The sequence below is a fragment of the Arthrobacter sp. FW306-1B-G06A genome (genome assembly GCF_058781765.1).
The window spans coordinates 1-25,962 of sequence record NZ_JBYSXB010000056.1; the positions used below are offsets into that span (position 1 = coordinate 1).

Annotated in this window: 23 protein-coding genes, 2 tRNA genes and 1 pseudogene; 15 read left to right on the forward strand and 11 right to left on the reverse strand. The window is 63.5% G+C overall.

The genetic code is table 11. The features are described from left to right. Positions 1-124 precede the first annotated feature (124 nt). The 4 genes from AC3WJM_RS21290 to AC3WJM_RS21305 all read left to right on the forward strand — a co-directional run bounded on the left by AC3WJM_RS21290 (position 125) and on the right by AC3WJM_RS21305 (position 2,623). Positions 125-514, forward strand: a complete 390-nt coding sequence (locus AC3WJM_RS21290) for a hypothetical protein (RefSeq protein WP_306961412.1) — start codon at positions 125-127, stop codon at positions 512-514. 325 nt (positions 515-839) lie between these two features. Further along, a complete protein-coding gene (locus AC3WJM_RS21295; RefSeq protein WP_492272871.1) occupies positions 840-1,337 on the forward strand; it encodes a trypsin-like peptidase domain-containing protein in 498 nt (165 codons plus the stop codon). A gap of 5 nt (positions 1,338-1,342) precedes the next feature. Further along, positions 1,343-1,945, forward strand: coding sequence for a S1C family serine protease (locus tag AC3WJM_RS21300; protein WP_492272872.1), 603 nt, complete (start codon positions 1,343-1,345; stop codon positions 1,943-1,945). Between the two features lie 120 nt (positions 1,946-2,065). Beyond that, positions 2,066-2,623: an NADPH-dependent FMN reductase gene (locus tag AC3WJM_RS21305; protein WP_306961408.1), complete on the forward strand. Its 558-nt coding sequence runs from the start codon at positions 2,066-2,068 to the stop codon at positions 2,621-2,623. Between the two features lie 102 nt (positions 2,624-2,725). Here AC3WJM_RS21305 and AC3WJM_RS21310 read toward each other — a convergent pair whose 3' ends face one another. Then, positions 2,726-2,995, reverse strand: coding sequence for a hypothetical protein (locus tag AC3WJM_RS21310; protein WP_492272873.1), 270 nt, complete (start codon positions 2,993-2,995; stop codon positions 2,726-2,728). Between the two features lie 107 nt (positions 2,996-3,102). Next, the gene (locus tag AC3WJM_RS21315) at positions 3,103-3,777 is read right to left on the reverse strand and encodes a DUF1345 domain-containing protein (RefSeq protein ID WP_284990502.1); all 675 of its coding nucleotides are present in this window, start codon (positions 3,775-3,777) and stop codon (positions 3,103-3,105) included. A 298-nt stretch (positions 3,778-4,075) separates the two neighbouring features. On the opposite strand from AC3WJM_RS21315, the gene AC3WJM_RS21320 reads away from it, so the two are divergent. The 3 genes from AC3WJM_RS21320 to AC3WJM_RS21330 all read left to right on the forward strand — a co-directional run bounded on the left by AC3WJM_RS21320 (position 4,076) and on the right by AC3WJM_RS21330 (position 7,720). Beyond that, the gene (locus AC3WJM_RS21320; RefSeq protein WP_284990501.1) at positions 4,076-4,645 is read left to right on the forward strand and encodes a recombinase family protein; all 570 of its coding nucleotides are present in this window, start codon (positions 4,076-4,078) and stop codon (positions 4,643-4,645) included. A 178-nt stretch (positions 4,646-4,823) separates the two neighbouring features. Beyond that, complete coding sequence (locus AC3WJM_RS21325; RefSeq protein WP_307055715.1) at positions 4,824-5,663, forward strand: MIP/aquaporin family protein; 840 nt, start codon at positions 4,824-4,826, stop codon at positions 5,661-5,663. A 1,019-nt stretch (positions 5,664-6,682) separates the two neighbouring features. Then, a complete protein-coding gene (locus tag AC3WJM_RS21330; protein ID WP_370872190.1) occupies positions 6,683-7,720 on the forward strand; it encodes an SDR family oxidoreductase in 1,038 nt (345 codons plus the stop codon). Positions 7,721-7,839: 119 nt separating this feature from the next. Here the strand turns inward: AC3WJM_RS21330 and AC3WJM_RS21335 are convergent, their stop codons facing one another. Then, positions 7,840-9,084, reverse strand: coding sequence for an Nramp family divalent metal transporter (locus tag AC3WJM_RS21335; protein ID WP_492260807.1), 1,245 nt, complete (start codon positions 9,082-9,084; stop codon positions 7,840-7,842). Positions 9,085-9,419: 335 nt separating this feature from the next. Continuing rightward, on the reverse strand, positions 9,420-9,638 hold the full coding sequence (locus AC3WJM_RS21340; protein WP_492260806.1) for a hypothetical protein: 219 nt from the start codon (positions 9,636-9,638) through the stop codon (positions 9,420-9,422). An 888-nt stretch (positions 9,639-10,526) separates the two neighbouring features. Between AC3WJM_RS21340 and AC3WJM_RS21345 the strand changes: the two genes are divergently transcribed. Beyond that, a complete protein-coding gene (locus tag AC3WJM_RS21345) occupies positions 10,527-10,853 on the forward strand; it encodes a hypothetical protein (RefSeq protein WP_284990496.1) in 327 nt (108 codons plus the stop codon). A gap of 148 nt (positions 10,854-11,001) precedes the next feature. Here the strand turns inward: AC3WJM_RS21345 and AC3WJM_RS21350 are convergent. Next, positions 11,002-11,177 (reverse strand): annotated as a pseudogene (locus AC3WJM_RS21350) (DNA-processing protein DprA); the annotation flags it as partial. A gap of 641 nt (positions 11,178-11,818) precedes the next feature. On the opposite strand from AC3WJM_RS21350, the gene mobF reads away from it, so the two are divergent. Next, positions 11,819-15,379 carry a MobF family relaxase gene (mobF, locus tag AC3WJM_RS21355; protein WP_492272874.1) on the forward strand — a complete coding sequence of 1,187 codons (3,561 nt, stop codon included), beginning with the start codon at positions 11,819-11,821 and terminating at the stop codon, positions 15,377-15,379. Between the two features lie 44 nt (positions 15,380-15,423). Continuing rightward, positions 15,424-16,605 (forward strand): tyrosine-type recombinase/integrase, encoded by a 1,182-nt coding sequence (locus AC3WJM_RS21360; RefSeq protein ID WP_492272875.1) that lies wholly within the window; start codon positions 15,424-15,426, stop codon positions 16,603-16,605. Between the two features lie 102 nt (positions 16,606-16,707). Here the strand turns inward: AC3WJM_RS21360 and AC3WJM_RS21365 are convergent. The 5 genes from AC3WJM_RS21365 to AC3WJM_RS21385 form a co-directional block, all read right to left on the reverse strand. Continuing rightward, a tRNA-Ile gene (locus AC3WJM_RS21365) sits at positions 16,708-16,781 on the reverse strand. A 99-nt stretch (positions 16,782-16,880) separates the two neighbouring features. Further along, positions 16,881-18,077, reverse strand: coding sequence for a glycosyltransferase (locus tag AC3WJM_RS21370; RefSeq protein ID WP_492272876.1), 1,197 nt, complete (start codon positions 18,075-18,077; stop codon positions 16,881-16,883). A 110-nt stretch (positions 18,078-18,187) separates the two neighbouring features. Further along, positions 18,188-19,093 (reverse strand): DMT family transporter, encoded by a 906-nt coding sequence (locus AC3WJM_RS21375; protein WP_059387859.1) that lies wholly within the window; start codon positions 19,091-19,093, stop codon positions 18,188-18,190. Then, positions 19,093-19,716: a CDP-alcohol phosphatidyltransferase family protein gene (locus AC3WJM_RS21380; protein WP_306961392.1), complete on the reverse strand. Its 624-nt coding sequence runs from the start codon at positions 19,714-19,716 to the stop codon at positions 19,093-19,095. The genes AC3WJM_RS21375 and AC3WJM_RS21380 overlap by 1 nt, the downstream gene beginning before the upstream one ends. 50 nt (positions 19,717-19,766) lie before the next feature. Beyond that, positions 19,767-20,615: a phage holin family protein gene (locus tag AC3WJM_RS21385; protein ID WP_284990493.1), complete on the reverse strand. Its 849-nt coding sequence runs from the start codon at positions 20,613-20,615 to the stop codon at positions 19,767-19,769. Between the two features lie 184 nt (positions 20,616-20,799). Here AC3WJM_RS21385 and AC3WJM_RS21390 point away from each other — a divergent pair, with 184 nt between their 5' ends. From AC3WJM_RS21390 to AC3WJM_RS21400, 3 genes are all read left to right on the forward strand, one after another. Beyond that, positions 20,800-22,023, forward strand: coding sequence for a multidrug effflux MFS transporter (locus AC3WJM_RS21390; protein WP_370872191.1), 1,224 nt, complete (start codon positions 20,800-20,802; stop codon positions 22,021-22,023). A gap of 75 nt (positions 22,024-22,098) precedes the next feature. Further along, the gene (locus AC3WJM_RS21395) at positions 22,099-22,278 is read left to right on the forward strand and encodes a YMGG-like glycine zipper-containing protein (RefSeq protein WP_059387861.1); all 180 of its coding nucleotides are present in this window, start codon (positions 22,099-22,101) and stop codon (positions 22,276-22,278) included. Positions 22,279-22,338: 60 nt separating this feature from the next. Next, positions 22,339-22,746: a hypothetical protein gene (locus tag AC3WJM_RS21400; protein ID WP_059387862.1), complete on the forward strand. Its 408-nt coding sequence runs from the start codon at positions 22,339-22,341 to the stop codon at positions 22,744-22,746. Between the two features lie 107 nt (positions 22,747-22,853). On the opposite strand, the gene AC3WJM_RS21405 is transcribed toward AC3WJM_RS21400, so the two are convergent. Further along, positions 22,854-22,926 (reverse strand) — tRNA-Asn (locus AC3WJM_RS21405). A 206-nt stretch (positions 22,927-23,132) separates the two neighbouring features. On the opposite strand from AC3WJM_RS21405, the gene AC3WJM_RS21410 reads away from it, so the two are divergent. Together AC3WJM_RS21410 and AC3WJM_RS21415 are read left to right on the forward strand one after the other, a co-directional pair. Then, positions 23,133-23,903 (forward strand): MBL fold metallo-hydrolase, encoded by a 771-nt coding sequence (locus tag AC3WJM_RS21410; RefSeq protein ID WP_492272877.1) that lies wholly within the window; start codon positions 23,133-23,135, stop codon positions 23,901-23,903. A 185-nt stretch (positions 23,904-24,088) separates the two neighbouring features. After that, on the forward strand, positions 24,089-25,962 hold a 1,874-nt coding region (locus AC3WJM_RS21415; RefSeq protein ID WP_492272878.1), incomplete at its 3' end, for a fibronectin type III domain-containing protein.

The window sequence follows — 25,962 nt, forward strand, 5'->3', positions numbered from 1 at the left end:
CCCCGATCCCACCCGCCGCCGGTAACCGGCCGCACCCATCCCGGCATGTCCGACACCCGGATGTGCTGCAGCCAGGCTCCCCGCCGCATACACGGGCCCCCAACCCGTTCCGGAAAGGATGACCATGACCGCATTGAACAAATCCACACACGACATCCAGCACCGCACCGCCGCCTGGATCAAACACGCCATCGAGGATCCCTCGCCCCAGACCGAAGCCGCGATCCGGTGGGCCCTGGCCAGGCTCGGGGAAGCCAACGTCCCCGACGTGGTCCACGCCGTGGTCCTGACCCTTACCGGGAAGAAAAAGGCCGCCAAACAGGCCCGGAAATCAGCCGAAGCAACCCTCCGCCGGGCGGAACGGAAACTCAGGCCCACAGGCCACGGCAAGGCATGGCTGGCCGCCGGCATCCTCGCCGCGGCCGCCGCGGCAGCAGCACTGGCATGGCAGCGCCGGCAGAACCGGGCCGCCACTGAACCCAAGACCGGACCGGCAGCGGACACGGCTGAATAAACCCCGGGACGCCTATGCCTCCCCACGGCCGGCGCCCTGACGGACGGTGACCCGCGCCCGCTGGAGCCCGTCCGGCAGGCCATCCGGTTTCGGAAGCTCTCAAGACGCGTCTGGGTCTCTGAATCCCCCAACAGGCTTGGCCAGTGCATGAAGCACCGCGGAACGCGTGCGGACCGCATCGGGCCAGGACCGGCACGATCGGGCTGGTGCGCCCGAGGCTCTTTGGAGAGATAATTTCCGTGCAGCCGGTTGCCTGGAGCCACAAAACGGGGCGCCGGGCCGGCAACGGGCAGGGGCCAAGAGCAGCCGAGGGAAGGGAACAAGGATGTTCGGCTTCAGGTTCAGGAACGGCCAAGCGGCCGCGCTTCTCGCCGCAGCGGTGCTGCTCACGGTTCCGGGGTGCACCGGACCCGGCGCCGGGCAAGCCCCGGCCACCTCAGGTCCGGCTTCCGGTGGCGGGTCCTCCGCCGGAACTGCTTCGCCTGGCCCGCCGGGCGTGCTCCCGGTGCCGGCGGCGAACCTGTCTATACCGCAGGTGGTGAAGGAAGTCGAGCCTTCGGTGGTGACGATCACCACGCAGGCAGGGATCGGCAGCGGCGTGATCTACCGCGGGGACGGCAGCATCGTGACCGACGCGCACGTGGTTGAAGACCAGCAAAGGCAGCCCTTCAAGAGCGTCCGGGTCCAACTGGCCGACGGCACCCAGACCAATGCGTCGGTCATTGCCGTCGATGACCCCACGGACGTGGCGGTCATCAAGGCGGACCGTTCAGGTCTTCCCGCGGCACGGTTCTCCACGGCCACTCCCGAGGTCGGGGCCTGACCGTCGTGATCGGCACCCCGCTGGGCCTGGAAGAAACCGTCACCTCAGGGATCGTTTCCGGGCTCCACCGCAACATGCCCCCGTCCCGGGAACAGCCGCAAGGAGCCCTGGACCTGATCCAGACCGATGCCCCCATCTCGCCCGGAAATTCCGGCGGCGCCGTCGCCGACGCAACAGGAGCGGTCATCGGGCTCTCCGAGGCATACCTGCCGCCGAGCTCCGGAGCCGTGGCCATCGGATTCGTCACGCCCTCGGCCACGGTGACGAACGTCGCGGACCAGCTGCTGAAGAACGGGAAAGCCTCCCACGCCGTCCTCGGGCTGGTCCCTGCCGATCTAAGCCCGGAAATCGTGAAGCGGTTCAACCTGGCAACCACAACGGGCGCACTCGTCATCCAGGTTTCCCCCGCAGGCCCGGCGGACAAGGCCGGCATCCGGGCAGGAGACATCATCACCTCCGTCGCCGGGCAGAAAATCACCCAGGTCACCGACCTTCTCGCCGCCCTGCGCAAGGCCCAACCCGGCCAACAAGTCGACCTCACCGCCCGGCGGGGAACCGATACCAAGACCTTCACCGCCACCCTGGCAAACACCTCAGGCACCGGCTGACCCCGAATACTCCCGGACCGCCGGGGACCTCATTACCCGCTCCCGGCCCGCCCGGGCTTCGAACACGTATCGCGTGCAAAAACCGGCAACAAGAACCGACAGGAAGAAGGAGTGGTTCACATGGTAAGGATCGCCGTCGTGGTCGGCAGCACCCGGCCCGGGCGCCGGAGCAGGCAGGTAGCGGACTGGGTCCTGGCCCGGGCAGCCGCGCACGGAGGCGCCGACTTCGAGATCCTGGACCTGGCCGACTACAAGCTGCCGCTGCTGGACGAGCCCGTACCCCCATCGCTCGGGGACTACAAGCACGAGCACACCAAGGCCTGGGCCCGGACCATTTCGGGGTTCGACGGGTTCATCTTCGTCACCGCCGAGTACAACCACTCCGTTCCCGGGGTTCTGAAGAACGCCCTGGACTTCCTCTACGCGGAATGGAACAACAAAGCCGCCGGCTTCGTCTCCTACGGAGGCGCCGGCGGGGTCCGCGCCGTCGAAAACCTCCGCCTCATCGCCGGTGAACTCCAGATCGCCGACGTCAGGGCCCAGGTCGCCTTGCCCTTCGCCACCGAGTTCGAAAACTTCACCACCTTCACCCCCAGCGAAACCGCCGAAGAGGCCCTGAACCCCCTCCTGGACCAGCTGATCTCCTGGACCACAGCACTGAAAACCCTCCGCACCTGACCGCACGACGGCCCGACGCTGCCCCTGAGCGCCTGAACCGGCCGGGAAGCCAGCGCTCCCTTGAAGTGGTCGCCAACGGAACGTCCTGGACCCGGTGACGGGTCAACCGGGAAGCCAGGACCCGCCGGATGAGGAGCCGGGTTTTCCGCGGCCCCGGAGTCTCCGGAACAACACCAGAAACGGCAGCGCCAGCAGCTCCAGCAAGCCCGCCGCAAGAAGCAGCACACCGAAAAGAACCAGGAAAGGCAAGTACAACAGGATCACCGTGACCGCCGCTGCCACATAGCCGCCGGCGAAGCCGGCGATCCACTGCGCATCCATCATGACTCCCATCAACCGGCCGCCGCCCGGGACCGCCGATAGAACGGTCATAGCAGCACCTGGACGCGTTGACAACGGGCCCGCCGGCCCGGCCGGGTGCCGGATCAGCAGCGTTCCCCGGGCCCGCGGGCTGTCCATCTGCCAAGTACTTCCTGCGTTCAGTGGATAAGGCCGGAGACAAGGTTGATGGTCGTGGCCAACACTATGGCCCCCAGCAGATAGGACAGGAGCGCCTGGCGCAGCACGGTGGTGCGGATGGCGTCGGTCTTCAGGTCGGTATCGGAAACCTGGAAGGTCATCCCGACGGTGAAGGACAAATAGGCGAAGTCCAGGAAACGGGGCATTGCGTCCTCGTTGAAGTCCACACCGGCCCTGTCCCGGTAATAGATCGACGCGTAGCGAAGGGCAAAAAGCGTATGGACCAGAAACCAGGACAAGGCAACGCTGCCCAGGGCCATGGAAATGATAGCCGCCTTCGCACCCCCTTGGGCATTGGAAGCCTCCAGCAGGATCAGCGCCACCCCGGCGAAACTCGCCACCGTGGCAGCCAGCACCAAGACGTCCGAGACGCCCCGGCCAGGATCCTCGCGCCGTGCATGGGCCGCCGTGGCTTCGGCAGGCAGCCGCCCGACAACCGCCCAGACCCAGACAAGATACGTCAGGGACGCCACAGCCCAGCCCAGCGCCGGTGCGTACGCCCAGGAATTCAATATTCCAACAGCCAGGGCGGTCCCCAAGCCCAAAACGGCCATTACCAGGACCCGAAGCCGCGAATGATGCGCCACAGAATTGAAACCCTTATCCGGGGCACCCGGCACGCCAGTAAAACTCATGGACCGATGATCCCATGCAGTCCGCCGGTCCCGCCCTTGACCAGGTGCCGGCGAGTCGACCCTGCCCCAGCCGGCCAGCGCGTACAGGGAATCGTGCATATTCAATGGCTTCGGGGTTTGAGTTAGTAACGGCGTGAAATTGAACGCCAAGCCTTGAGTGTCAGCTTGGGTCACACCCCAGACTGACGTCAGGCATGATCTCAGGCCACATGTCAGAATGAAGTCTGTATTTCTATTTATTGACATGCGTTGGCGGGGGTCTTAGATTTCATCCTGACAGTTTCGATCGGGAGGTAGCGTGAACGGCCAGCGTCTGGGATACGTCAGGGTCAGCAGCCTGGATCAGAGCACCCTGTGTCAACTCGAGGACATCGAGCTGGGCCGGGTGTTCACCGACAAGGCATCGGGCAAGGATACGAAACGGCCCCAGCTGGAAGAACTCCTGAAGTTCGCCCGCGACGGGGACACCGTGATCGTGCACAGCATGGACCGGCTGGCACGCAACCTCGATGACCTGCGATCCGTGGTGCAGAAACTGACCGGCCGGGGCGTACGCGTCGAGTTCGTCAAGGAAAACCTCACCTTCACCGGGGACGACTCACCCCTGGCAAACCTCATGCTCTCCGTCATGGGCGCCTTCGCGGAATTCGAGCGTGCCCTCATCGGTGAACGCCAAAGAGAGGGGATAACCCTGGCCAAACGACGCGGAGCCTACCGGGGACGGAAGAAAGTCCTATCCACCGAACGGGCGGCAGACCTGGCCCGGCGCGCCGCGGCGGGGGAGCCAAAAGCGGTCCTTGCCCGCGAGTACGGCATCAGCCGCCAAACCGTCTACGAATACATCCGTAAGGCCGACCCTAAGAACTAGACAAAATTTGGCGGCACGAGTACGGCGACGCCTGTAGGTTCTGGCACCTTATGACAGCTTCAGGAGTACTGGGCCATAAAGGGCTCCCGCGTGCGCTTCCCGGCTGGTAGAACGGGACCATGGACGAGCTGATCGACAACCTGAACACAGTCCGCCACGGAAGGAGAAGGAACTACTGATGGCAGACCGAGAGACGGCTGACTCGCGCGCCCGACGGGGAGAATCTCCGGAGAACGACCATCTGCCCGGCCTCGGACTTTCCAGGGCCCAGCGCACCCAAGTGAACGAGTTCAACGACCCTTCACATGAAGTCCGCCGGCTTTTCAGCGAAACATTCGGAACATTCCTGCTTGTGCTAGCTGCAGCGGGGGCAGACATCATCGATTCAGTCACCGGCGGAGCCGTAGGCCGGGTCGCCGCCGTCACCGCTCCGGGGCTGACCGTGACCGCAATCATCCTGTTCATGGGCACGAACTCTGGAGCCCACCTCAATCCAGTGGTCACACTGGCCTTCGCTTTGCGCCGGGACTTCCCTTGGAGGCGGGTTCCGGGGTACATCCTGGCACAGCTGGCCGGCGCAACTACCGCCGCAGTGGCTCTCCGCCTGACTTTCGGTCTGCAGGACCGCTTGGGTGGAACCCATCCTGCCCATGGGTTCACCCCGGCCCAAGCCCTCATCATCGAAGTACTGTTGACGCTTGGGCTCGTGAGCACAATCCTGGGTGCCGCATCCGGGGCGCAAAGCATCGGGCCGCTTTCAGCCCTCGCCGCCGGCGCCTATATTGTGCTCGCCGGCTTATGGGCAGGGCCTGTCAGCGGCTCCTCTATGAACCCCGCCAGGTCTGCCGGGCCAGCCTTCGCATCTGGCGATTACGAATCCTTGTGGATCTACATCCTCGGCCCTGCTGTCGGCATGCTCCTCGCCGTCGGGGCCGCCTATATTCTCCGTGGCCCCGGGGGCGGCCCAACGGCCGCCAAAGCAGCCCAAGGCACAAGCAATCCCGCCGCCGAACGCTGAACGGCCCACAGCCATTAGCGTGACCGTTGAGAACCAACCGTCGTCAACGGGCTCGCCGAACGACACACGCCAACACCCTCCGAGCCCGCAGGTTGCCTCCATGCAACCTGCATGGGTCGGGCCGGACGGGTAAGTGAACGCCACCCCGCGCTGATCTCGCCGGTGGACCGTCCAGAATCCCGCTAACTTGCTGCGTCCCCTTGCAGGCTGCCCTCAACGAGTTCCTCTAAGCGTTCCAGATCCTCCTGGATCGGGTAAGCGTCCAGACCCGATGCCCTCCCCGGCATACCCCCCGATAAGCCGTCTCCCAACTCAGACGCAAGAGTATCTTTGTTTCCGTTGGCCCCATCGGCTCGAGAAGTACCGTTCCTCCCGTGAGGGGTGGCGAACACTCTGCCAGGCAATTTGTTCGTCCGGTTCCCGGGCGACGATCCACGCATCGTACTCGCGGGACACTGCGCCAACAACCGCTTCGAACCGGACCTGGACCTCATTGATCCATGTCGCGGACTCGACTCCGCTAATAAACAACGGGAACTCCTCAACCGCATCCACTGTTCATAGGCCAGCCGGACTGGAACGTTGACGTTAACGGACCGATGCAGGTCATTCATGACGCATACTCCTGTCACGTATCCGAGTGGCCATGGCGGCTGGAAAAACGGTCGCCGGCAGCATACTTATCTTCCCATTCGAGCGCGCACATCCTTGTACGCGAAGACCCCATGTTGGATCGCGGCCAAGTTCGCTCCATAGGGGCTCCCGACGAAGATAAGTATGCTGAAGAACTTGCACACACCGGCTGCCGGTTTTACGTTCTTAAGACGACCAGGCCTTCGACCACCGGGCCGGTCCAGAACACCCAAATACCAATGCGTCAAGTTCGAGGAGTTTCCCGTTATCCGTGAGAGAAGGCCCAGGACGGCAACGCCGTCGCGGGCCACTCGACGATATGGAACCACTAATGGCAGACAACACGTCCGCCGATTGAAGCATCCAGGGCTGATGGAGGAATAGTAATGACAGAGAGCAATTTCCCTCAGGATGAGAGGAAGGCTAACGATTCGCCGTTTGGCGAGGCCGAATCAATCCCGAATTATTTGGACTCCACCGATTTAGACGAGGACATTGCGGCGGCCCTCGAAAACCAGATAGTCGGCCGCCCGGAGACTCCCGAGGCTGCGGGAGATCCCCGGACCTTGTACCCGGGAGGCTCGTTCGAAGCTCAGCCGCAGGACTACCCTGGCTGGACCGACGCGATGCGTCCCCGCCCGGATCACGGCGAAAGCACTTACATCGGCCACCACCGCATGGAGGGTTTCAGGACCCTGATCACCGGCGCTGATTCCGGCATCGGAAGGGCTGCCGCGATTGCCTTCGCCCGTGAAGGAGCCGACGTTGCCTTCACGTACCTGCCTGAAGAAGAACAAGACGCGGTGCACACAGTCCAGTTGATCGAAGATGCCGGTCGGAGCGCCTTGGCGCTGCCCGGTGACCTCTGCGACGAGGCTTTCTGCCAGGATGTCGTCTCCCAAACTGTTGCGGAGTTCGGTGGGCTGAACGTTCTCGTGAACAATGCCGGCTATCAAATGACCACGAGCGAAGGAATCGAAGACCTCACGAGCGAGCAGTTCGACCGGACCTTCAAATCCAACGTCTATGCCCTTTTCTGGCTGACCAAAGCCGCGCTGCCCCATCTGCAGCCAGGCTCCGCGATCATCAACGTGTCGTCCATCCAGGGCTACCACCCGAGCCCGAGCCTTATCGACTACGCCGCCACCAAGGCGGCCATCATCAACATGACTTTCTCACTTGCGGAGTCACTGGGGCCACGCGGAATCCGCGTCAACGCCGTGGCACCCGGACCGATCTGGACGCCTCTTCAGCCCCCGACCCAGCCGAGCGAAAAAATTGTGCATTTCGGCGAGGACACACCTCTCGGGCGGGCCGGTCAACCAGCTGAACTGGCGTCAAGCTTCGTGTTACTGGCCACCGCGGAAGCCAGTTACATGTCAGGATCAGTCATCGGAGTCACCGGAGGAAGGCATCTAGCCTAGAACAGATGCTCGTGAACTGCCGGGGGCAGGCCGGGCTCCGGAAAAGAACCCGGAAGTAACGATTGGAAGCTGGCCAGCCGCCATGGAATTCAAACGGCGCGACCCGGAGCCCGTGCGCATTATGAGCTTCCGGTGACGGAGGTCCAGATGCCGACGGCTCCGGCGACAACCATGATGGCGGTGGTGGCCCAACCGAGCGTGCCGGCGAGTTTGCCGTTGCGGTACTCGCCCATGATCTCTTTGTCCCTGGCGATGAGCATAGTGACGATGAGGAACGGGGCGGCGGCGATACCGTTGATGATCGCGCTCAGGATCAGCAACCCGATGGGGTCGGTGGCGAAGAAGCTGATGATGACGCCCCCGATGGTCCCCACGCCGAGAAGTACGTAGAACGTGCGCGCCTTGCCGGGGCGGCGGTCGAATCCCCAATTCTTGTCGAGAAGCCCGGCCAGCCCGGCGGATCCGGCTGCGGCGAGGACGGGGACTGCCAGTATCCCCGAGCCGATGAACCCGACGGCGAAGAGAAACTTGGCGGCCGGTCCCGCGATGGGTTCCAGTGCTTTGGCCGCGTCCGCCGCAGTCTTGACGTCCGTCCCGTTTTTGCCAAGCGTCGCGGCGGTGGCCGCCATGATGGCGAACATGACCAAGACGGAGAAGAACATGCCGGTGAACACGTCGGCGCGGGCGTTGCGGAGCTTGTGCGCAGCCGGTGCGGGGGCTCTTTCCCCCAGGCTGACTTCTTGCGCGTTCCCATCGTCTTCCTCGCGGAGTTCCTCGATCCTGTGGGCGCTTTGCCAGAAAAACAAGTAGGGGGAGATGGTGGTGCCCAGGACGGCGACAATCAGTGCCAGGTAGTCCAGGCTTGGCCGGAACTGCAGGCCGAATAGCCCCTTCGCGACGTCGCCCCAGTCCACCTTGGCAACGAACAGGACCGCGACGTACGCCAGCAGTGCCATGCAGAGCCACTTGAAGGTTTTGGAGATGATGTCGAAGCCGCCGACCATCAAGGCAATGGCTATTCCGACGCCGGCGACAGCACTCCAGAGATGGCCGGGCCCGGCCCCGAGCAATTCCATCCCTTGCCCGATTGCCATCAAGTCCGCCGCAGCGTTCAGGGTGTTTGCAGCTAGCAGGGCGACGATCAGGATGCCGATCACCACGCGAGGTTTTCTGGAGAATTTGCGGCGGGCAAGCCTCCCCAGACTGTCCCCGGTGGCGAGGGCAGTGCGGTCGCAAATTTCCTGGACTGCCATCATCATCGGCAACGTCGCCGGCGCGGTCCAGAGCATGCCGTTGGAAAAGGTGGCGCCCGCCTGCGCGTAGGTCGCAATGCCTGACGGGTCATCATCGGCCGATCCGGTCACCAGGCCCGGCCCAAGCAGGCCGAGGAAGCGACGGAGAGGCGAGGGCCGGTCCGGCCTTGAAACGGGCGGATCCTGGCTGGGGGAATGATTTCCCCGGCCTCTGGAAACAGGTAGCCGCCGCTTTGGCTGAGAAGCATGGATGGATTCCATCGTTCCTCCCGCTCTTCACTGAACCACTATGATAAGCGTGCTTACTTTCCCCAGATTAGTAGGCCGGTTATTGGCCGATCAATAGGAGCGTGGTCCCTGCCCGTTGAAGCCGAACCGGGACTGTGACCCTCGCGGTCCGTTCGCTTCCATACGTGGTTATGCGTACGCGCTGGCGCTAGCGACCCTCAACCAGTAGCGTTGTGGCGCGCTTCAGGCGGCGCTTTCCCGACAACTGGCAAAGTTGCCGTGTCGAAGAATCGGTATTCACCCGCGGGAACGCGGATTGTTCCGGCGGCTTCGGCTTTCTCCCGGAGAAAATCGTGGTCTTCGCGGGAGAGTACAACCTGCCCTTGCGGGTCGCACGCAATATCCTCTTGCGCGTCCTTGCTGATCTTGGCCGACATGGCTGATCTTGGCCGACATGGCCGGGGGTAGGACCAGACATGCCGGATTTTCCAGAAGCCATGTTCGGGTCTCGGAATCGAGCCTGTCCCACTCGTCCTTGAGGCTCACGCTTGTTGGTACCGCCCTTCTGTCTGGCTTTTCCTGAAGGTTAATTCCGTCCAGATTACTCCTGACGTCAAACGGATGACAGGGCCTTTGGCCGCCCGGCGAAGGTACGCCGGACCCGCGAAACCAGTGTCGGCGGCAGCTGCCTGTGTAGCAAAACGGCACCTTACTGATCTTCGACCATGCATAGCCCGCGGCCGGCGCTCCCGCGGAAACTGATCCTGCGCCCACTGCACAGGTCGCCGGAAACAGTTTTATCCCGGACCCACTCCGGCCAAACAACGGGCAACAACTGATCCGCACGCCTTCGGTAGAAGAGTGCGTCGTCCACACCTTCACGGGCAGGACAACGGGCCAGGTGCTTGTTTTCTCCGCGTTCACGCGAGACCGAGTGGCGAACGCGTGACAGGCCGCTGCCCGTCTTCTGCGCCCGCTCGTAGCCGCTGGAGACTTCGCGGTGGTGGGTGACCGCGTGGATGCTGAAGTAGTGCCGCCCCTCGAGGCGGACTTGCAGGACAGCAGGGTCTAGACAATCCGTCGCGTAATCGCGGCTTCTTTTCGCTTTTCAGGTGTGCAGGGGTGGTACCGAGATTCGTTCGGAAGTACGTATCTTGGCTCCAGCCGCAATCACGGGACGAGGTCTGTCCTTGCGCGGAGTCAGACCTGAAGGCAGCCCGGGAATCAGACTCCTGCGCTCACAGATGTTGCGTGCGTCACAGTTCCTGCCTAAGCTTGCGTCGGCGGCCGCAGCGTCGCGGCCGCCCGTGAACGGCAGGAGCACCATGACAGACAAGCTCAACGTCCTGGTCCGTGTGGACATCGATTGCGCCCGCGCCAAGATCGCGGCCCAAGGCCGCGTGACGACGCAAAGCCTCCAGGCACTTTATGTTGTCTTGAAACGCGCTAACTCGCTGATGGAAGGCCTCGCTCTCGAAATCGACGTGACACGCGCCCGGGTCGAACCAGACGCTCTTAAACAGCTCCGCGCCTGCTCCCAGTCCCGTCACCTGCCCGCGCACATCGATCCGTTCCAGGCCGACTGCAAACTCACCATCCTGGCACCGGAGGATTCCCTCACGACCATGAGGAAGGCAAGGCTGGCGGCCTGACCTGTCCGTCTCCACGGCCCCTCACCGAAAGCACGCACGTGCGCGGGGCCTGAAGCCGCGACCATTCACCCTACAAAATTGGCCCTCGGGCGGCAGACTGTCAGCGATGACCGGCTCCCACATTTGGACCGGCCACCCGTTCTTAGGTTTAGCCGGCGAGCATTTCGCTCAGTTCGACCGCGTCGGTCACCATGACGGCGCCGCCTTCTTTCCGGAGCCGGCGGCATCTGGCCGAGTTGGCGCTGTGGACGCCCCCGGAACGGCGGCGACGTGCCGGGCGATGGTTCCGGCATGCTGCGCGGTGTTCAGTGCGCCGGAGCGCCAGAATGAGGAACTGCGGCCTCGACCCCGCCTATTGGAACATGACAGCATGGACAATAGCTCCAGCAGTGGCGGCAACCATGAAACAACGCCGCCCGACAGGGCTGGCGGCGACACACGAGGGATATCCATCATGGAAGATCCGCGGCTCATGGCACGAAATCTCATTGAACTGGACGAGGGTTACCTTCAGGACCATCGCAGATCCCGCGTCATGAATGGAAAATCCAGCAGAACCGTGAGGCTCTAGCAACGGAGATGCCGCGACCTGCGACGGCTTGCAGGTTCAGGAATCTAGGCTGTAGCGCGCAGCGCCAAACCTAACTCACCCGCGGCACCCACGCCTTGCTCATCGTCGCCAGCAAACACACTTCACGTTTCGATCCTCTCCAGGCAACAGCTGGCACCCTTCAGATGATCGACGATGCCTCAATAGCCAGCCCCCTAGACCCTTACACCTCTGGCACTCAAGGCTCGCCGTGAGCCACGCCTCCCGGCAGGTCATGTAGCGGTTGGGCTTTGTGTCGATGAATCGAGGTGAATGGGAAAATTTGCGAGGAATGCAGGGTTGGGATCGAGCCGTCACCAATCCCGCGCCGCCGCGGATGGACGCCCAGCCGTAGACCACCAACCGCACCCCAGCCATGACTATGTCGATAGCCAGGCTCTCCGCGCAGTCGGGCCTGAAGTACCTCTTCAAGACCACGATGATGGACGATCGGACGGTCGCCCCAGCAGATGCCACCACGTACTACTTGAAGGCCGGGACACCACAGGGGCGCTGGCTTGGCTCCGGCCTGGGCGGAATCAGCCGGGCCCGCGGCGACGCCGTCACCGAAACCGATGCTAAAGCCATCTTCGACCGCACCGTCCATCCGGACTCCGGCGCTCCCCTGGGCAGGCCGCACGGCCAACCAACCGTCGTCCAAAACACCCAAGGACAAACCGGTACGCGACGTGCCGTTGCCGGTTTCGACCTCACATTCAGCGTCCCGAAATCCGTGTCCGTGCTCTGGGCGCTGAGCCCACGGGCCCTCCAGGACCAGATCCTGGCAACCCATCACGACGCCGTCAACGCCACCCTGGAATGGTTGGAAGAATCGGTCATCCACACGAGGGCGGGGCGCAACGGCGTCGCCCGGATCGGCACCCAAGGCGTGATCGCCGCCGCGTTCGACCACTGGGAATCACGCGCCGGGGACCCGCAGCTGCACACGCACCTGGTCATCGCCAACCGCATCCAGCGCATCACCGACGGCGCCTGGGTCACCCTGGACTCCCGGACCCTCTACAAGGCAGCCGTCGCCGCCAGCGAACACTACAACGGCATCCTCTTCGACGCCCTCCGCCTCCAGCTCGGAACCGACACCGACATCCGCGAACCCGCAACAACCACCCACAACCCCGGCGCGCACCTCGCCGGCGTCGACGACGGCCTGATTCGCGAATTCTCCAAACGTTCCCGCCTCATCGAGGCGGAGACCGACCGCCTGGTGGCCGAATGGACCAAAGCCCACGGCACTCCTCCTACCGCGACCACCACCATCAAGCTCCGCCAGCAGGCAACCCTTTCCACTCGAAAGCCCAAGCCCGAGACGGTCACGCCGCTGCGTGAGCTCTCCGCACAATGGCAAGCACGGGCCCTCGCCAAAGGTTTCGAACCCAGCCTCGTGCTGGCCAACACTGTGCGACGCGCGCATGCCACCCCTTTCCGAGGCTGCGACTTCGAAGAGTCCTGGGTCGACGCCGTCGGATCACTGACCCGGGAACGTGTCGCGGCCAAGCGCTCCACATGGAACCGATGGAATCTGTTGGCCGAGGCGGAACGTGTGTGCGCTGCGATCCGCTGCCACACGCCGGAGGACCGCAACGCCCTGATCGACGCCGTCGCTACCGCCGCCGAGACCCAGTCGGTCCCTCTGAACGAATGCCGTTACAGCGTCCCAGCGGACGCGCATTCCGATCTCCGCCTCGGCCAGCAGAGCGTCTTCGACTTCCATGGCTCCCGCCTTTACACCGACATCACGACCCTCGCCAGCGAGGAGACCGTCATGGAAGCAAGGAACGACGACGGCGGCCCCGCCGTCCGGCCAATCGTCGCCATGGAGGCACTCGCCGGCTACAAACACCACGGCAGGTTCGGGCTGCATTTTGACCAGCGGGCCGCTGCTACCGAGGTACTGGTGAGCGGAAACCGGCTCGACGCCGTCGTCGGACCCGCCGGAACCGGCAAGACCACGACCCTGAGCGCAGTCAAGGCAGCCTGGGAGGCAGAATTCGGGCCCGGCAGCGTCGTCGGCTTGGCGCCCGCCGCGGCGAGCGCCGAGGTCCTGGGACGGGAACTGTCCATGGTCACGGAAAATGTCGCGAAGTGGCTCTACGAATCCGTTGGTGCGGGAGCCAACCATAGGGCTGAACGCTTCTTCGACGCCGAGGCGCGCCTTCGCCACTTGGCCGCTACAAATACCCGCCTCGCGCAGGAAGCTACCCGGTTGGCCGCCGAGCAGGACCGGTGGCGAATCCACCCGAATCAATTGGTCGTCGTCGACGAAGCCTCCATGGTCTCCACCCTTCAGCTCTCGGCGCTGGTGCACCAGGCCTGGGACGCAGGAGCGAAGGTCCTGCTGGTGGGCGACCCCAGACAGCTGGATGCCATCGACGCCGGTGGCGTCCTTGGTTGGCTCGACCGGCAGGGCAAAACCGCCCGACTGAGCACCATCTGGCGGTTCGAACAAGTCTGGGAACGTGATGCCTCCCTGAAGCTCCGCGCCGGGGACATCGCCGCCATCACCGACTACGACCAACACGAGCGGATCCGGCACGGCACGTACGTCGACATGGTCGACGAGGCCTACCTGAACTGGCAATCCGACGTCTGCGCCGGAAGGACGTCCATTCTCATCGCCGCGGACAACGACACTGTGAGCATGCTCAACGAACGCGCCCAGGCCGACCGTGTGATCCATGGACTAGTGGACGCGGAACAAACGGTCCTTCTGGGCGACGGACTGCATGCCGGCCAGGGTGACACGGTCATCGCGCGCCGCAACGACCGCACCGTTGCCGACAGTAACGGTGACTTCATCCGCAACGGCACCCTGCTCGACGTCCTGCGTGCCGGGAGGCTCGACGGGTCCCTTGTGGCGGTCCGCAGGGACACCGGCGCGACCGTCATCCTGGACCGCGACTATGTCGAGTCGGCAGTGGAGCTGGGATACGCGGCCACGGCCCATCGTTCCCAGGGAATCACAGTGGACACTGGACACACGGTCGTCACGCAAGGCCGGCTCACACGCGAGCTTCTCTACGTGAGCATGACGCGCGGCCGCGGCGGCAATTACGCGTACATCAGCGAGAACGATACCGGCGATCACGAGCTTCTTGATCCTTCCCAGCAAGAGTCTTGGCAGGAGATCCTCGCCGAATTGCTCGCGGCAGAAGGCGCCGAACGGACCGCCCACGAAGTCCGCGACGCCGAACAGTCGAGCGCCGACACTCTGGAACGGCTCAGCGCCGAATACGACTACCTCGCCCAGATCGCGTCCGCCGAGGACCTGATCACGTTCTTGAAGACGCAGGCCCCGGGAAGGGCGGAGGAACTGCAACAATCGCCGTCCTGGGGAGCGACTGTCGCAGCCTGGCGTCGATCCACACATGTCAGCCGGCCGAGTGCTCAATGGACTGTCGCCATAGCGTTGGAGACGAGCGCGTCCGCGGAAGACCCCACGGCGATCATCCACGCCCGGCTCAGCAGCTTCCTCAACGGAATGGCAGCAGGCTGGCCAGATACCTTGGCCGGGCCGATCGACACCGCTCGTCGTGATCTCGCAAGCATGATCAGCCAGGTACATATGCGAATACAACGCAGGACCGACAAAGTCACCCTCGAAGCACTCATGCATGACCCCGAATGGAAGCGAAACCTCCTGGAGGCTTTGCCGCCAAACATTGGCGCAGACGACAAAAGCAGCGTGATTGGCGGAGTCGCTGTCTATCGCGACAGATGGGGCATCAACGACTCGCCGCTCCCGCTGGGACCCGTCCCGGCGGAGTACGAATGGGAACGGAAATCGCAGACCGTGAGCGTTCAGCGACTCATCGACGGCGCCCGACGCACGGCAGCCACCAGTCCGCAGCCCGGCATGTGGATTGACGAGCCGCCCACGCGAGAGGCCAGCCTAATGAATGTCGGTTGGCAGCTTTAAACTGAGCTCGAGCAGGGCAATCGCGCGAGAAGGGAGCGCCAGCGATGTCTAGGCCACCTCTCCAAATCGGCACCTGGGGGAAGATCAGCCGAGATGAGGTATCGCCAGGGGTCTGGCGTGCGATGGCCAGATTCCGGGACTTCGACGGCGTCACCCGAAAAGTCGAGGCTCGGGCGGCAGCCACGTCGAAGAACGACAAAGGAGGAAAAGCCGAACGGCTGCTGATTGCTGCGCTCACTGACCGCGCCATGCCCGCAGGCGAAGACATCACGTCGGACACTCGGATCTCCAAGCTCGGTGTGATTTGGTGGGCGGAATTTGAGGACGCTGATCGCGCAATCAATACGCGCACTCGATACAGGGACATCCTGGACAACTACGTTTCTCCCGGAGTCGGGGGCTTGCGCATTCGCGAAGCAACCGTCTCCACTTTGGATCGCTTCCTCAAGACGATGCGCATCAAGCATGGAAATGGCACGGCGAAGCAGTGTAAAACGGTGCTCTCTGGAATGCTCGGCCTCGCAGCGCGCCACGGCGCCCTGGATGGCAATCCCTTGCGGGACGTGGCGACGATCCCGATAAATCACAAGGAAGTCCGGGCGCTAACCGTGACAGAGGTTGGGGCATTACGTGCAGGTCTCAGGCAATGGGAGGCCGACAAGAAGCAGGCGGGCCGATACCCGACCGTGGACATCCTCGACGTCATCGACATCATGCTCGCCACGGGCGCACGCATTGGCGAGGCCTTGGGCATACGGTGGAAGGACGTCGATCTAAAATCCGAGAAACCAACCGTCACGGTGAACGGAACGATTGTCTACGTGCCCAAGAAGGGGCTGACCATCCAGGACCACCCCAAGAGCGCCAATTCCCGGCAAAGGTACTTCCTACCGTCTTTCGCCGTGGAAATGCTCCTGAGACGGCAAATTGGACAGCTGGAGGCCAATCCGTGGGACGTCGTGTTCCCCTCTGCCGTCGGTTCGCTGCGCGATCCCAACAACTTCCGCAGGCAATGGCGTTCTGCGAGCTTGGATCTTGGATTCCAGTGGGTCACCCCGCACACCTTCAGAAAGACCGTTGGAACCCTGCTGGAAGCCTCGTCAGGCGTGGCTGTGGCTTCCGCCCAGCTTGGCCACTCGAGCGAAAACGTGACGAGGAAGCACTACATCCAGAAGACGCATGAGGCACCGGATAACACCTCGTTGCTGGAGGCGTTCGGTAACTAGCTCAAAACGTTTCCGGTGGGTTTCCGGTGGATCGCTACCTCAGAGAGCAAAAACGAGAGTGCCCCTTCCCAGCGTTTCCGCAGGTCAGGGGCACATTTCGGGTAGGGCTACTCGGACTTGAACCGAGGACCTTAGGATTATGAGTCCCGCGCTCTAACCAGCTGAGCTATAGCCCCGAGTCGGCGGGAGCGCCTTATCAGCGTCCCCGGCCAAAACACTCTAGCAAAACAATCCGGCTCCCGACGCCAAGCGGCACACTAGCCGGCTCCACGTGACTAGATCACCTTGTCTTCGTAGCCCGCCCCGCGGTAGAGGTCCTCGAACGTCTGCAGGGTGCCTTGGATGCTGTGCGGCTCCACCATGGCGCGGCTCGCCTTGCCCATGGCTTCGAGTTCGCCGGCCGGCAGACGGAAAAGCTCGGTGATCCGGGCTGCCAACTCGTTGCTGTCGCCTGGCGTGAACAGATGCCCGTTCTCGCCTTCGCGCACCAGGTGCGGCAGGGCCATGGCATTGGCGAGGAGAACCGGCGTCGACGCCGACATCGCCTCAAGCGTTACGAGGGACTGCAGTTCGGCGGTCCCGGGCATGCAGAACAGGTCAGCGCGAATGTAGGCCTTCCTCAGGTCCTCATCGCTCGCGAGTCCAAGGAACTTGACCCGCCCGCCCAGCCCCAGGCGCTTGGCCTGGGCCTCCAATGCGGCACGGACCTCGCCGCCGCCGACGATTTCAAGATGCACGTTGAGGTCGGCGGGGGTCTTGGCGACGGCGTCGATCAGGACGTCCACGTGCTTCTCTTCAGCAAGGCGGCCCACAAAAAGAACGGTGGGGTAGGCATGCGGCTCGATCTCTTCACCCGGCGCCAGTTCATAAGCCGCCGCGTCGATACCGTTGGACAGAGGAAGGACCTTGCGAAGGAAAGCGTGCTGGTGCATGGCCTTCGCGGCGAGCGGCGTGGGAGTGGTGACAACATCGGCCTGGCCCATGACCTTACCCATGTCCTTCCACGAGACCCGCCCGATGATGTCCTTGAACCACTGCGGGAACGGCAGGAACGGGTTGAGGTTTTCGGGCATGAAGTGGTTGGTGGCGATGATCCGGATACCGCGCTTCTTGGCCTCGTAGAGGACGTGTTCACCGATCATGTAGTGGCTTTGGATGTGAACGACGTCGGGCTGCACCCTGTCGAAGAGCAGTCGAATGTCGTTCTTGATTTCCCAGGGATAGCAGATGCGGAAGTACTCGTGGGTAAAGACTCCGTGGGACTTCAAGCGGTGGATGGTGCCTTCGTCCCCGAACTCGGTGAAGCTCTTGCCGTTGTCCGCCCGGCAGGCCAGGACGTGGACATCGTGTCCCCGCGCCTTCATGCCTTTGGCAAGCCGGTACCCGAACTGAGCAGCACCATTGACCTGCGGGCGGTACGTCTCCGCCGCGATCAGGATGGTGAGGGGTTTGTTGGTTTCGGGAACAGTCACGTGGAGAACTCCTGATGGTCACGGTGCGAACACAGCAAAACGTTTGGCCCTGCGGTGTCTTCGCCGGTTGCCTGCCGCGGATGTGCGGGGCACGGTTGTCGAACTCTGCCCTAGGCCTTCCGGCTTGCAGCCGCCTTCGCGTCACGCTTTCTCTTGGTGACCTCGGGATGGTGCCGGCTCAGGGCAATAACCCCAACGATAGCAAGGGAAGCGGCCACAGCCATGGCGATTGCCAGCACGGCGTGGACATCGGGACGAAGCTCACCCAAAATCGCGATGCCGATGGCAATTCCGACAATGGGGTCGATCACGGTCAACCCGGCGATGACCAGATCCGGCGGGCCGCCCGAATAGGCACTCTGCACGAACCACGAGCCGAGGCCGCCGGCAGCCGCAATGGCGACGACGGTGTACCACTGCACATTGAGCAGAAAGTGCCCGTTGGGGTCGAGCAAGTGCCGGCCGATGATGCGTGTGAGGACCGCGACGAAGCCAAACAACACTCCGGCACCCAGGATGTAGACAAAAGCGCTCATGCGGTGCCGGAACATGACCGCCAACGTTCCAAAAAGTCCGACGGCGAGTGCCAGCAGGAGGACGATGGTTATTTCGTCCTCTCCGCTGACATGGTGGTTCTCCTGGGTGGCGTTGACAGCCAGGAGAACGAACATCGCAGAGCCCGTCACGCAGGCAGAGATCGCCACCACGGTGCCGCGGTTGATACTGAGCCCCTGGTCCTTGGCGTTGACCACCGTGGTGATGACCAAGGCGATGGCGCCGATGGGCTGCACCACAGTCAAGGGTGCCGATACCAAGGCAATAGCGTTCATGCCCATGCCCAGGGCAAGCAAAAGCAGCCCGAACATCCATCGCGGATTTCGGAGAAGCCGCAGGAAACCGTGGGAACTCAGGGCGAGGCCACCGGTATCCGCCTTGACCGCGCTGCCCTGGCGCTGGGCACCAATGGCGAGGCAGAAGGCGCCAAGCACCGCAAGAAGGACTGCGAACCAGACCATCAGCTGCGACCGCCGTCGTTGGCTTTAAGCTCTTTGCCCTTGCGGAGGATTGCCCAGAAATAGTTGTAGGCCGCTACCCAGTGCCCTAGCAGACCCAAGCCCAGGCAGATCCAGGCGATCACGAAATAGACACCGGTGTAGGGAATCGCGAGCTTGGAGAGGACCAGGAGAGGGGTGCCCAGGAGCAGGAAGGCCGTCCGGATCTTGCCGATCCGGCTTACCGGGAGGTCGGGGTGGCTATGGAAGTAGAACAATGAGGCCGTGGCGAGGACGACGTCGGGCACCACCAGGGCGGCCAGGTACCACCAGTCCACTACCCCGGCGATGGCGAGCGTGACGGCGACGGTGATGAGTGCCAGGCGGTCCGCGACGGGATCGAGGATGCGGCCCAGCTTGGAGGTCTGGTTGAAACGCCGCGCGACGTAGCCATCCACCCAGTCAGTACCTCCCATGATGGCGAGGACCAGCACGGCGAAACCGTATTCCCTTTGCCACAGCACCAGCCACACGAACAACGGGACGCCCATGAAGCGGAGCACGGTCAGGAAATTGGGGACGGTGAAGATGAGATCGTGGTCGATCTGTGGCTGGCCCGGGCGTGCGCCTGCACCGATGAATTTCACCTGTCCCCCTTTCCGTAGTCCGCAGCTGACGCTGCTGCTTGCCGTCCCGATTACTTCTTGAACAGCTTCCGCAGTCCCACTGCGGCCACCGTGGCCGAAGCGGCAAAGAGAAGTAGCTCTTTCCAGCGCGCGGCGAGCCGCTCCGGCAGCCCGGCAGGAACCTTCTCACTGAAATCCGCGATTCTGTCGGCCGCGAACCGGCGTCCGTCGTCGAGCTTTTGCCCGGCGACGTCACGGAGGACCTTCCCCTGGGTCTTGACGTCGAGCTCGACGCCGAGCTGATCGCGAACGTCGGCGAGGTGTTCGCGGCGCTGCTCCAGACGGCGGAGCAGCTCAGCTTCGCTCGGGGCGGGGGGTTGCTCGGCCTTGTGTGCTTCTGCCTTGGCGGCCTTTTCTGCCTTGGCTTTCTCGGCTGCGGCTGCTTTCGCTGCCTCCGCTGCCTTGTAGGCTTCCGACGAGGGGTCGAGGACGCTCGCGTCGAAGGCCGTACCTTCCTTGACTATGCCGAGATCGTGCTTGATGCCGCGGATGGTTTTCTCAGGCACAAGCGGCATGGCCCCCTTGAACGCGCGGAAGGCAATGAGCGCCCCGATAAGAATGATCACAAGGAACGCCGCCGCAACCACGAGCGCGGCCAGCCACGGGGGCATGACCGTGGCCAAGCCCAAGATGGCCGCCACGACGAGGGCGATGACAAGCAAAGAAAGAAAGATCAGTGCAACGCCAACAAAAGCGCCGGCAATGCCCAGCTGCTTGCCTTTGCCTTTGAGTTCAAGCTTGGCGAGGCTGATTTCGTCGTTGAGCTGCCGCGGCGCGAGCCGTGCTGCAAGTTTCAGGGTGTTCGGCAACGCCGAAATGCCCGGGCGTTGGCCAACCCGGCCGCTGTGACGTCCACTCATAGGTTCCGCCTCACTGCTTCCATCTTGCTCCTACCCGGCTCCGGCACGGAGACGAATACAACCGCCCACGCGCACCTGTCCACAAAACTACCATTCAGCTTCAGCCTCAACTTCCGGGACGGCCCAGCGGCGCGCCCCTGCCATCGCTGATAAATATGATCTTTCGCACATAGGATTGATAACCGTGAACACTCCCCCTGTACCGGGCGATTCCCTCAGTCGACGCGAAAAACTCCTCTATATCCTGCTGCTTGGCGCATTGACCGCCTTGGGTCCATTTACGGTGGATCTCTATCTGCCCGCGTTTCCCGCGCTGGAGCATCATTTCGACGTGTCAGCCGCTGCGATCCAACTCACGCTGACGGGCACAACGGTGGGCTTCGCGATTGGCCAATTGGTGGTGGGGCCCTTCAGCGACAAGTTCGGGCGCCGCATGCCGTTGATCCTGGCAACGGCCTTGCACATCGGTTCTTCCCTCGGTGCTGCACTGTCCACTGACATCAGCACGCTTGCGCTGTTCCGCGTCCTGATGGGCGTCGGTGCAGCCGGTGGCGGCGTGGTTGCCATGGCCATGGTCCGGGACCTCTTCGCGGGCTACGCGATGGTGCGGATGTTCTCCCGCATGTCGCTGGTGAACGGCCTGGCGCCCATTCTGGCTCCGATCATCGGTTCACAGCTGCTCTTGGTGATGCCATGGCCCGGGATCTTCTACTTCCTGGCCAGTTACGGAATCCTGGTGATCATTGCCGCTGTGTTCCTCATCCGGGAAACGTATCCTGCCGAACTCCGCCGGCAGACGACGTCGACGGCGGGCCAACGCTACAAGGCTGTGTTCGCCGACCGGATTTTCGTCGGGATGCTGCTCGTGGGCGGGTTCAACTTCGGCGGACTGTTTGCTTACCTTTCCGCGTCCACGTTCCTGTTCCAACAGGTCTACAACTTTTCCCCGCAGGAATACGGCCTGCTGTTCGGCGTCAACTCCCTGGGCATCGTCGCCGGCGTCCAAATCAGCTCCAGGGTCATCAAACGGGTAGCGCCGCAATGGATCATGGCGTTTGCCACGGTCTGGATGCTGCTGATGGCGGTATTGATTGTGGTGTTCGATCTGCTCGGCTTCGGCCTCTGGGGCGTCATGGTCCCGTTGTGGTTCTACATCCTTGCCACCGGCTTCATGTTCCCCTGCGTCCAGGTGATTGCCTTGGCCAACCATGGCGCACAGGCAGGAACCGCGGCTTCCCTGCTGGGTGCCTCGAACTTCCTGATGGCCGGCATCATCCCGCCGGTGGTTGGCTGGCTGGGCGTCCGCTCCGCGGTTCCCATGGGGGCTGTCCAGGCCGTGTGCCTCGCCGGCGCCGTCGCGGCCCTGTGGCTCGTCGTGCGGCCCCGGTCCGTCCCCTCCATCCACTGATGGGTCCATCCACTGACGCGCCAGTCAACTGATTCGAGAAGCGCGGACGTCCCGATGCGGAAGTAGGCTCAAGGCATGACGCGCAAACCGCACCGCAACGGCAGGGGCCTTTTCCTCGGAGCGGTGCTTGGCGCCGTCGTCGGCTTCCTGCTGGGCCGCGGGGCCGGAAACCCTGTGTTCGGAGCCCTGCTGGGCGCCGTCGTCGGTTCCGCAATCCTCTACCGGATCAATCCGGGGCCATGGAAACGGGACTAAGGAGGCCTTCCCTTGCTTCGAGGCCTGTTCCCGGTCATGGCCCGGAGATAAAGTTGAGATGTGCCCCGTTGGCAGGAACTCCAGCCTATTCCAGCCCCATGGCAGCGCAAGGATGACGGCATCCTGCCGCTGTGGTGGGATCGTCTATGCACCGTGACAAGCCCGCAATCCGCGGCCCTTTATGCGGCTGGACTCTTCACGGAGGACCGCCGCAGGCCGATTGCGCAATGGTTCAATCCGACAAATGGCGCGGCCCTGCTCGTGGCACCGGAGACCTCCCCGGAATGGCCCGTCCAACGCTTCGGAATCTTCTACGCACCACCTGGAGGCGGATTCACGCGCGTCCACTCCGCCGCCCACGAATGGCATCCACGGGAGCCGAGGACGCCGCCAACCGAAGATGACGCCTTCCAGTCCGCCGTGGCCGAGGCAGCGAGATTCCTGCAAGTGGAAATGGACTTCGTGTGACGACGCGGCAATGAGATTCTGCACATTCGAATAATTACGCACATCAGACAAACCGAGGCAAAAAAGCAGGCCCCGCACCGATCTAAACCGGTGCGGGGCCTTTTGCGCTCCTCCGACTGGACTTGAACCAGTAACCCTTCGATTAACAGTCGAATGCTCTGCCAATTGAGCTACGGAGGAATGAAGCGGTTATGACTTTAGCAAAGGTTTTGCCCCAAGTGAAATCGAGCCCCGGGCACCTCGGGAAGGGGGCCTGAATACCCCTCCCGGGTATCACTAAGACGGCAGGGCCGGGGCCCTCACCGAGGATAAGATGGTCCGGCGTACCTGAGGCGCATCCGAGCACGCATGTGGAGCCCCCGCGACACCTACAAACAGAAGGAAGAATGCCTAAGAACTGGTCAGCCGAGGACAACGTGACGGAAGTTGCCGAGGACGTCTTCTTCATCGAGGGACCTGCCGTCAACTGGACCATCCTCAAACGGGGCAACGAATTCACCCTCATCGACACGGGCTATCCCGGGAACTGGCCATTGCTCCAATCGAGCGTGAATTTCCTTGGACTGGGTATTGAAAATGCTGCCGGAGTTCTCCTGACGCATGGTCACTCTGATCACATCGGCAATGCCGCGAGAATATCCGAAATGGGCATTCCGGTATTTGCGTCCAACGCGGAGTTGCCAAACATCCGCCGGGAGGTCCTTGAACAGGTCACCGTGAAGGACCTTGGTTTGCGGATCCTCCGCCCCAGGGTCGGCGCGTGGGCGGTCCATGCCATCCGCTCCGGGGGCTTGTCGGACGTCGCGGTCCCGGGCGTCGCTGCGATGACCCAGGACATCCTGGACGCGCTCCCGGGATCTCCCCGGATCATTGCCACGGGCGGGCACACCAGCGGCCATGTGTCCTTCTTCGTCCCTTCAGCTAAAGCCGTGGTCACCGGGGATGCTCTCGTCACGGGCCACGCTGTCAGTCCGGTCCGCGGACCGCAGCTGTTGCCCGCCGTCTTCCACCACCACCCGTCGGAGACCTTGGCCAGCGTTGAGCATCTCAGGCAGCTGGGGGCTGAGACCATCCTGCCGGGTCACGGGCCGCTGGTGAGCGTGCACGACGGGACAATCGAGCTCGTTTCTGACGGCAGGTACGCCCCTTTCGCTTGAGTCGACGGCCTCGTTTCGCTTGAGTCGACGGCCTCGGGGCCGGGTACGCGCATCGGAGCCTGAGTGGTAGGGCGGAAGACCGGGTCCAAAACGGGTACCACCCACTCTTAACCCGTGCCGTGCATAGCCACTAGGCTCCGGACCTGGGGATTCTGACCCGGTCTGTTCAGAAAAAGGGGAAGCCGATGCGGCTCCTGACCATACTGTTCCGGCGGCCCACGTGGTTCCGCTGGGCCACGGCCGTGTCCGTGCTGTTCTTGCTTGGCTACTCCGCTGTCTACTTGGCGCCTCCCGCACGTGCGGCACTTCCGAAAACAATCATCAGCCTGACGTTCGACGACGGCAATGCCGATCAACTCCCGGCCGAACAGTTGCTGAAGTCGCTCGGATTGCACGGCACCTTCTTCATTACGACCAGCTGGATCGATAATCCGTCATGGCTCACCCGTGCCAATCTGAACAGCATCGCCGCGGACGGGAACGAGATCGGCGGCCACACCATCACCCACCCGGACCTCACCACCTTGTCCACGTCGGCCGCCACCAACGAGGTGTGCGGCGGCCGGACCACGCTTGCCAGCTGGGGGTTCAACGCCACCGATTTCGCCTATCCTTTCGCCGCTGAAAACTCGTCCGTCGAGCAAATCGTGAAGAATTGCGGTTTTGCCAGTGCCCGCAATTTGGGTGACATCCGTTCGCCCGCGAGTTGCTCCGGCTGCCCCTTCGCGGAAACCATCCCCCCGGCCAATCCATACAACACAGCGGCACCTGATGAAGTGGACAGCACCTGGACGCTACAAAACCTCGAAGACCTCGTGACCAACGCGGAACCGGGAGGAGGCTGGGTCCAGCTGACCTTCCACCACATCGCGGTCGGAACTGATCCCACGTTGACCATCGACCCGAACCTCTTCAAGACCTTTGTCACATGGCTCGCAGCGAGAACAGCCAACGGGACCACGTCAGTTCAAACAGTTGCCCAGGCCTTGGGCAATGCACCCGTTGCCGCGACCGCGCCGGCCGCTCCCAGCGGCGTGACCGCGACAGCGGGCAACGCCTCGGCGTCCGTGTCCTGGACGGCGCCGGCCAACGGCGGCTCCCCCATCACTTCGTATGCGGTGACGCCTTCCACGGGTGGCACGGCTTTGGCTCCGGTGACGGTGACCGGGAATCCGCCCTCGACGACGGCGACCGTCACCGGACTCAGCAACGGTACGGCGTACACCTTCACCGTCACGGCAACGAACGCTGTCGGCACGTCCCCGGCCTCGGCCGCGTCGGCTCCCGTGACCCCGACGGCCCCGACCGCACCTGCCGCGCCGACCGGGGTGACCGCGACGGCGGGGAACGCGTCCGCGGTGGTGTCGTGGACGGCGCCGGGCAACGGCGGCTCCCCGATCACCTCCTATGCGGTGACGCCTTCCACGGGTGGCACGGCTTTGGCTCCGGTGACGGTCTCCGGAAGTCCGCCCGCGACGACGGCGACCGTCACCGGACTGAGCAACGGCACGGCGTATACGTTCACGGTGACGGCGACGAACGCCGTCGGCACCTCCGCGCCGTCGGCGGCCTCGGCTCCGGTGACCCCGACGGCTCCGGTTCCCGGGGTCACGAACGGCGGGTTCGAATCCGGGCTCACGTCCTGGACCACCGGCGGCGTCAGGGCACCCGTGGCCTCCACCACCGCGCACACCGGCACCGGCTCCGCGCTCCTGGGCCTGGCCTCCGGCACCGAACCGCTCGGCGACAGCACCCTGGCCCAGACCCTCACCATGCCCGCCACCGGGACCTCCACCCTGTCCTTCTGGTACCAGCCCCACACCGCCGACGACAGCTGCAACGGCACCGCCTGCCGCTACGACTGGATGGAAGCACAAGTCCGCACCACCGGCGGCACCACCCTGGCGAGCCTGTTCAAGCTCAGCAGCAACTCCGGCACCTGGACCCAGCTCAGCACGAACCTCTCCGCCTACAACGGCCAAACCGTCGTGCTCTGGTTCAACGTCCACCTCGACGGCTCCAGCCCGGCGGATGACACCTGGATGTACCTGGACGACGT

Bases quoted from the DNA above. Each gene is read 5' to 3' on its own strand.
- AC3WJM_RS21290 (WP_306961412.1), top strand. From the start codon at position 125: ATGACCGCATTGAACAAATCCACACACGACATCCAGCACCGCACCGCC.
- AC3WJM_RS21295 (WP_492272871.1), top strand. From the start codon at position 840: ATGTTCGGCTTCAGGTTCAGGAACGGCCAAGCGGCCGCGCTTCTCGCC.
- AC3WJM_RS21305 (WP_306961408.1), top strand. From the start codon at position 2,066: ATGGTAAGGATCGCCGTCGTGGTCGGCAGCACCCGGCCCGGGCGCCGG.
- AC3WJM_RS21310 (WP_492272873.1), bottom strand. From the start codon at position 2,995: ATGACCGTTCTATCGGCGGTCCCGGGCGGCGGCCGGTTGATGGGAGTC.
- AC3WJM_RS21315 (WP_284990502.1), bottom strand. From the start codon at position 3,777: ATGAGTTTTACTGGCGTGCCGGGTGCCCCGGATAAGGGTTTCAATTCT.
- AC3WJM_RS21325 (WP_307055715.1), top strand. From the start codon at position 4,824: ATGGCAGACCGAGAGACGGCTGACTCGCGCGCCCGACGGGGAGAATCT.
- AC3WJM_RS21330 (WP_370872190.1), top strand. From the start codon at position 6,683: ATGACAGAGAGCAATTTCCCTCAGGATGAGAGGAAGGCTAACGATTCG.
- AC3WJM_RS21340 (WP_492260806.1), bottom strand. From the start codon at position 9,638: ATGTCGGCCAAGATCAGCAAGGACGCGCAAGAGGATATTGCGTGCGAC.
- AC3WJM_RS21345 (WP_284990496.1), top strand. From the start codon at position 10,527: ATGACAGACAAGCTCAACGTCCTGGTCCGTGTGGACATCGATTGCGCC.
- mobF (WP_492272874.1), top strand. From the start codon at position 11,819: ATGACTATGTCGATAGCCAGGCTCTCCGCGCAGTCGGGCCTGAAGTAC.
- AC3WJM_RS21360 (WP_492272875.1), top strand. From the start codon at position 15,424: ATGTCTAGGCCACCTCTCCAAATCGGCACCTGGGGGAAGATCAGCCGA.
- AC3WJM_RS21375 (WP_059387859.1), bottom strand. From the start codon at position 19,093: ATGGTCTGGTTCGCAGTCCTTCTTGCGGTGCTTGGCGCCTTCTGCCTC.
- AC3WJM_RS21385 (WP_284990493.1), bottom strand. From the start codon at position 20,615: ATGAGTGGACGTCACAGCGGCCGGGTTGGCCAACGCCCGGGCATTTCG.
- AC3WJM_RS21395 (WP_059387861.1), top strand. From the start codon at position 22,099: ATGACGCGCAAACCGCACCGCAACGGCAGGGGCCTTTTCCTCGGAGCG.
- AC3WJM_RS21410 (WP_492272877.1), top strand. From the start codon at position 23,133: ATGCCTAAGAACTGGTCAGCCGAGGACAACGTGACGGAAGTTGCCGAG.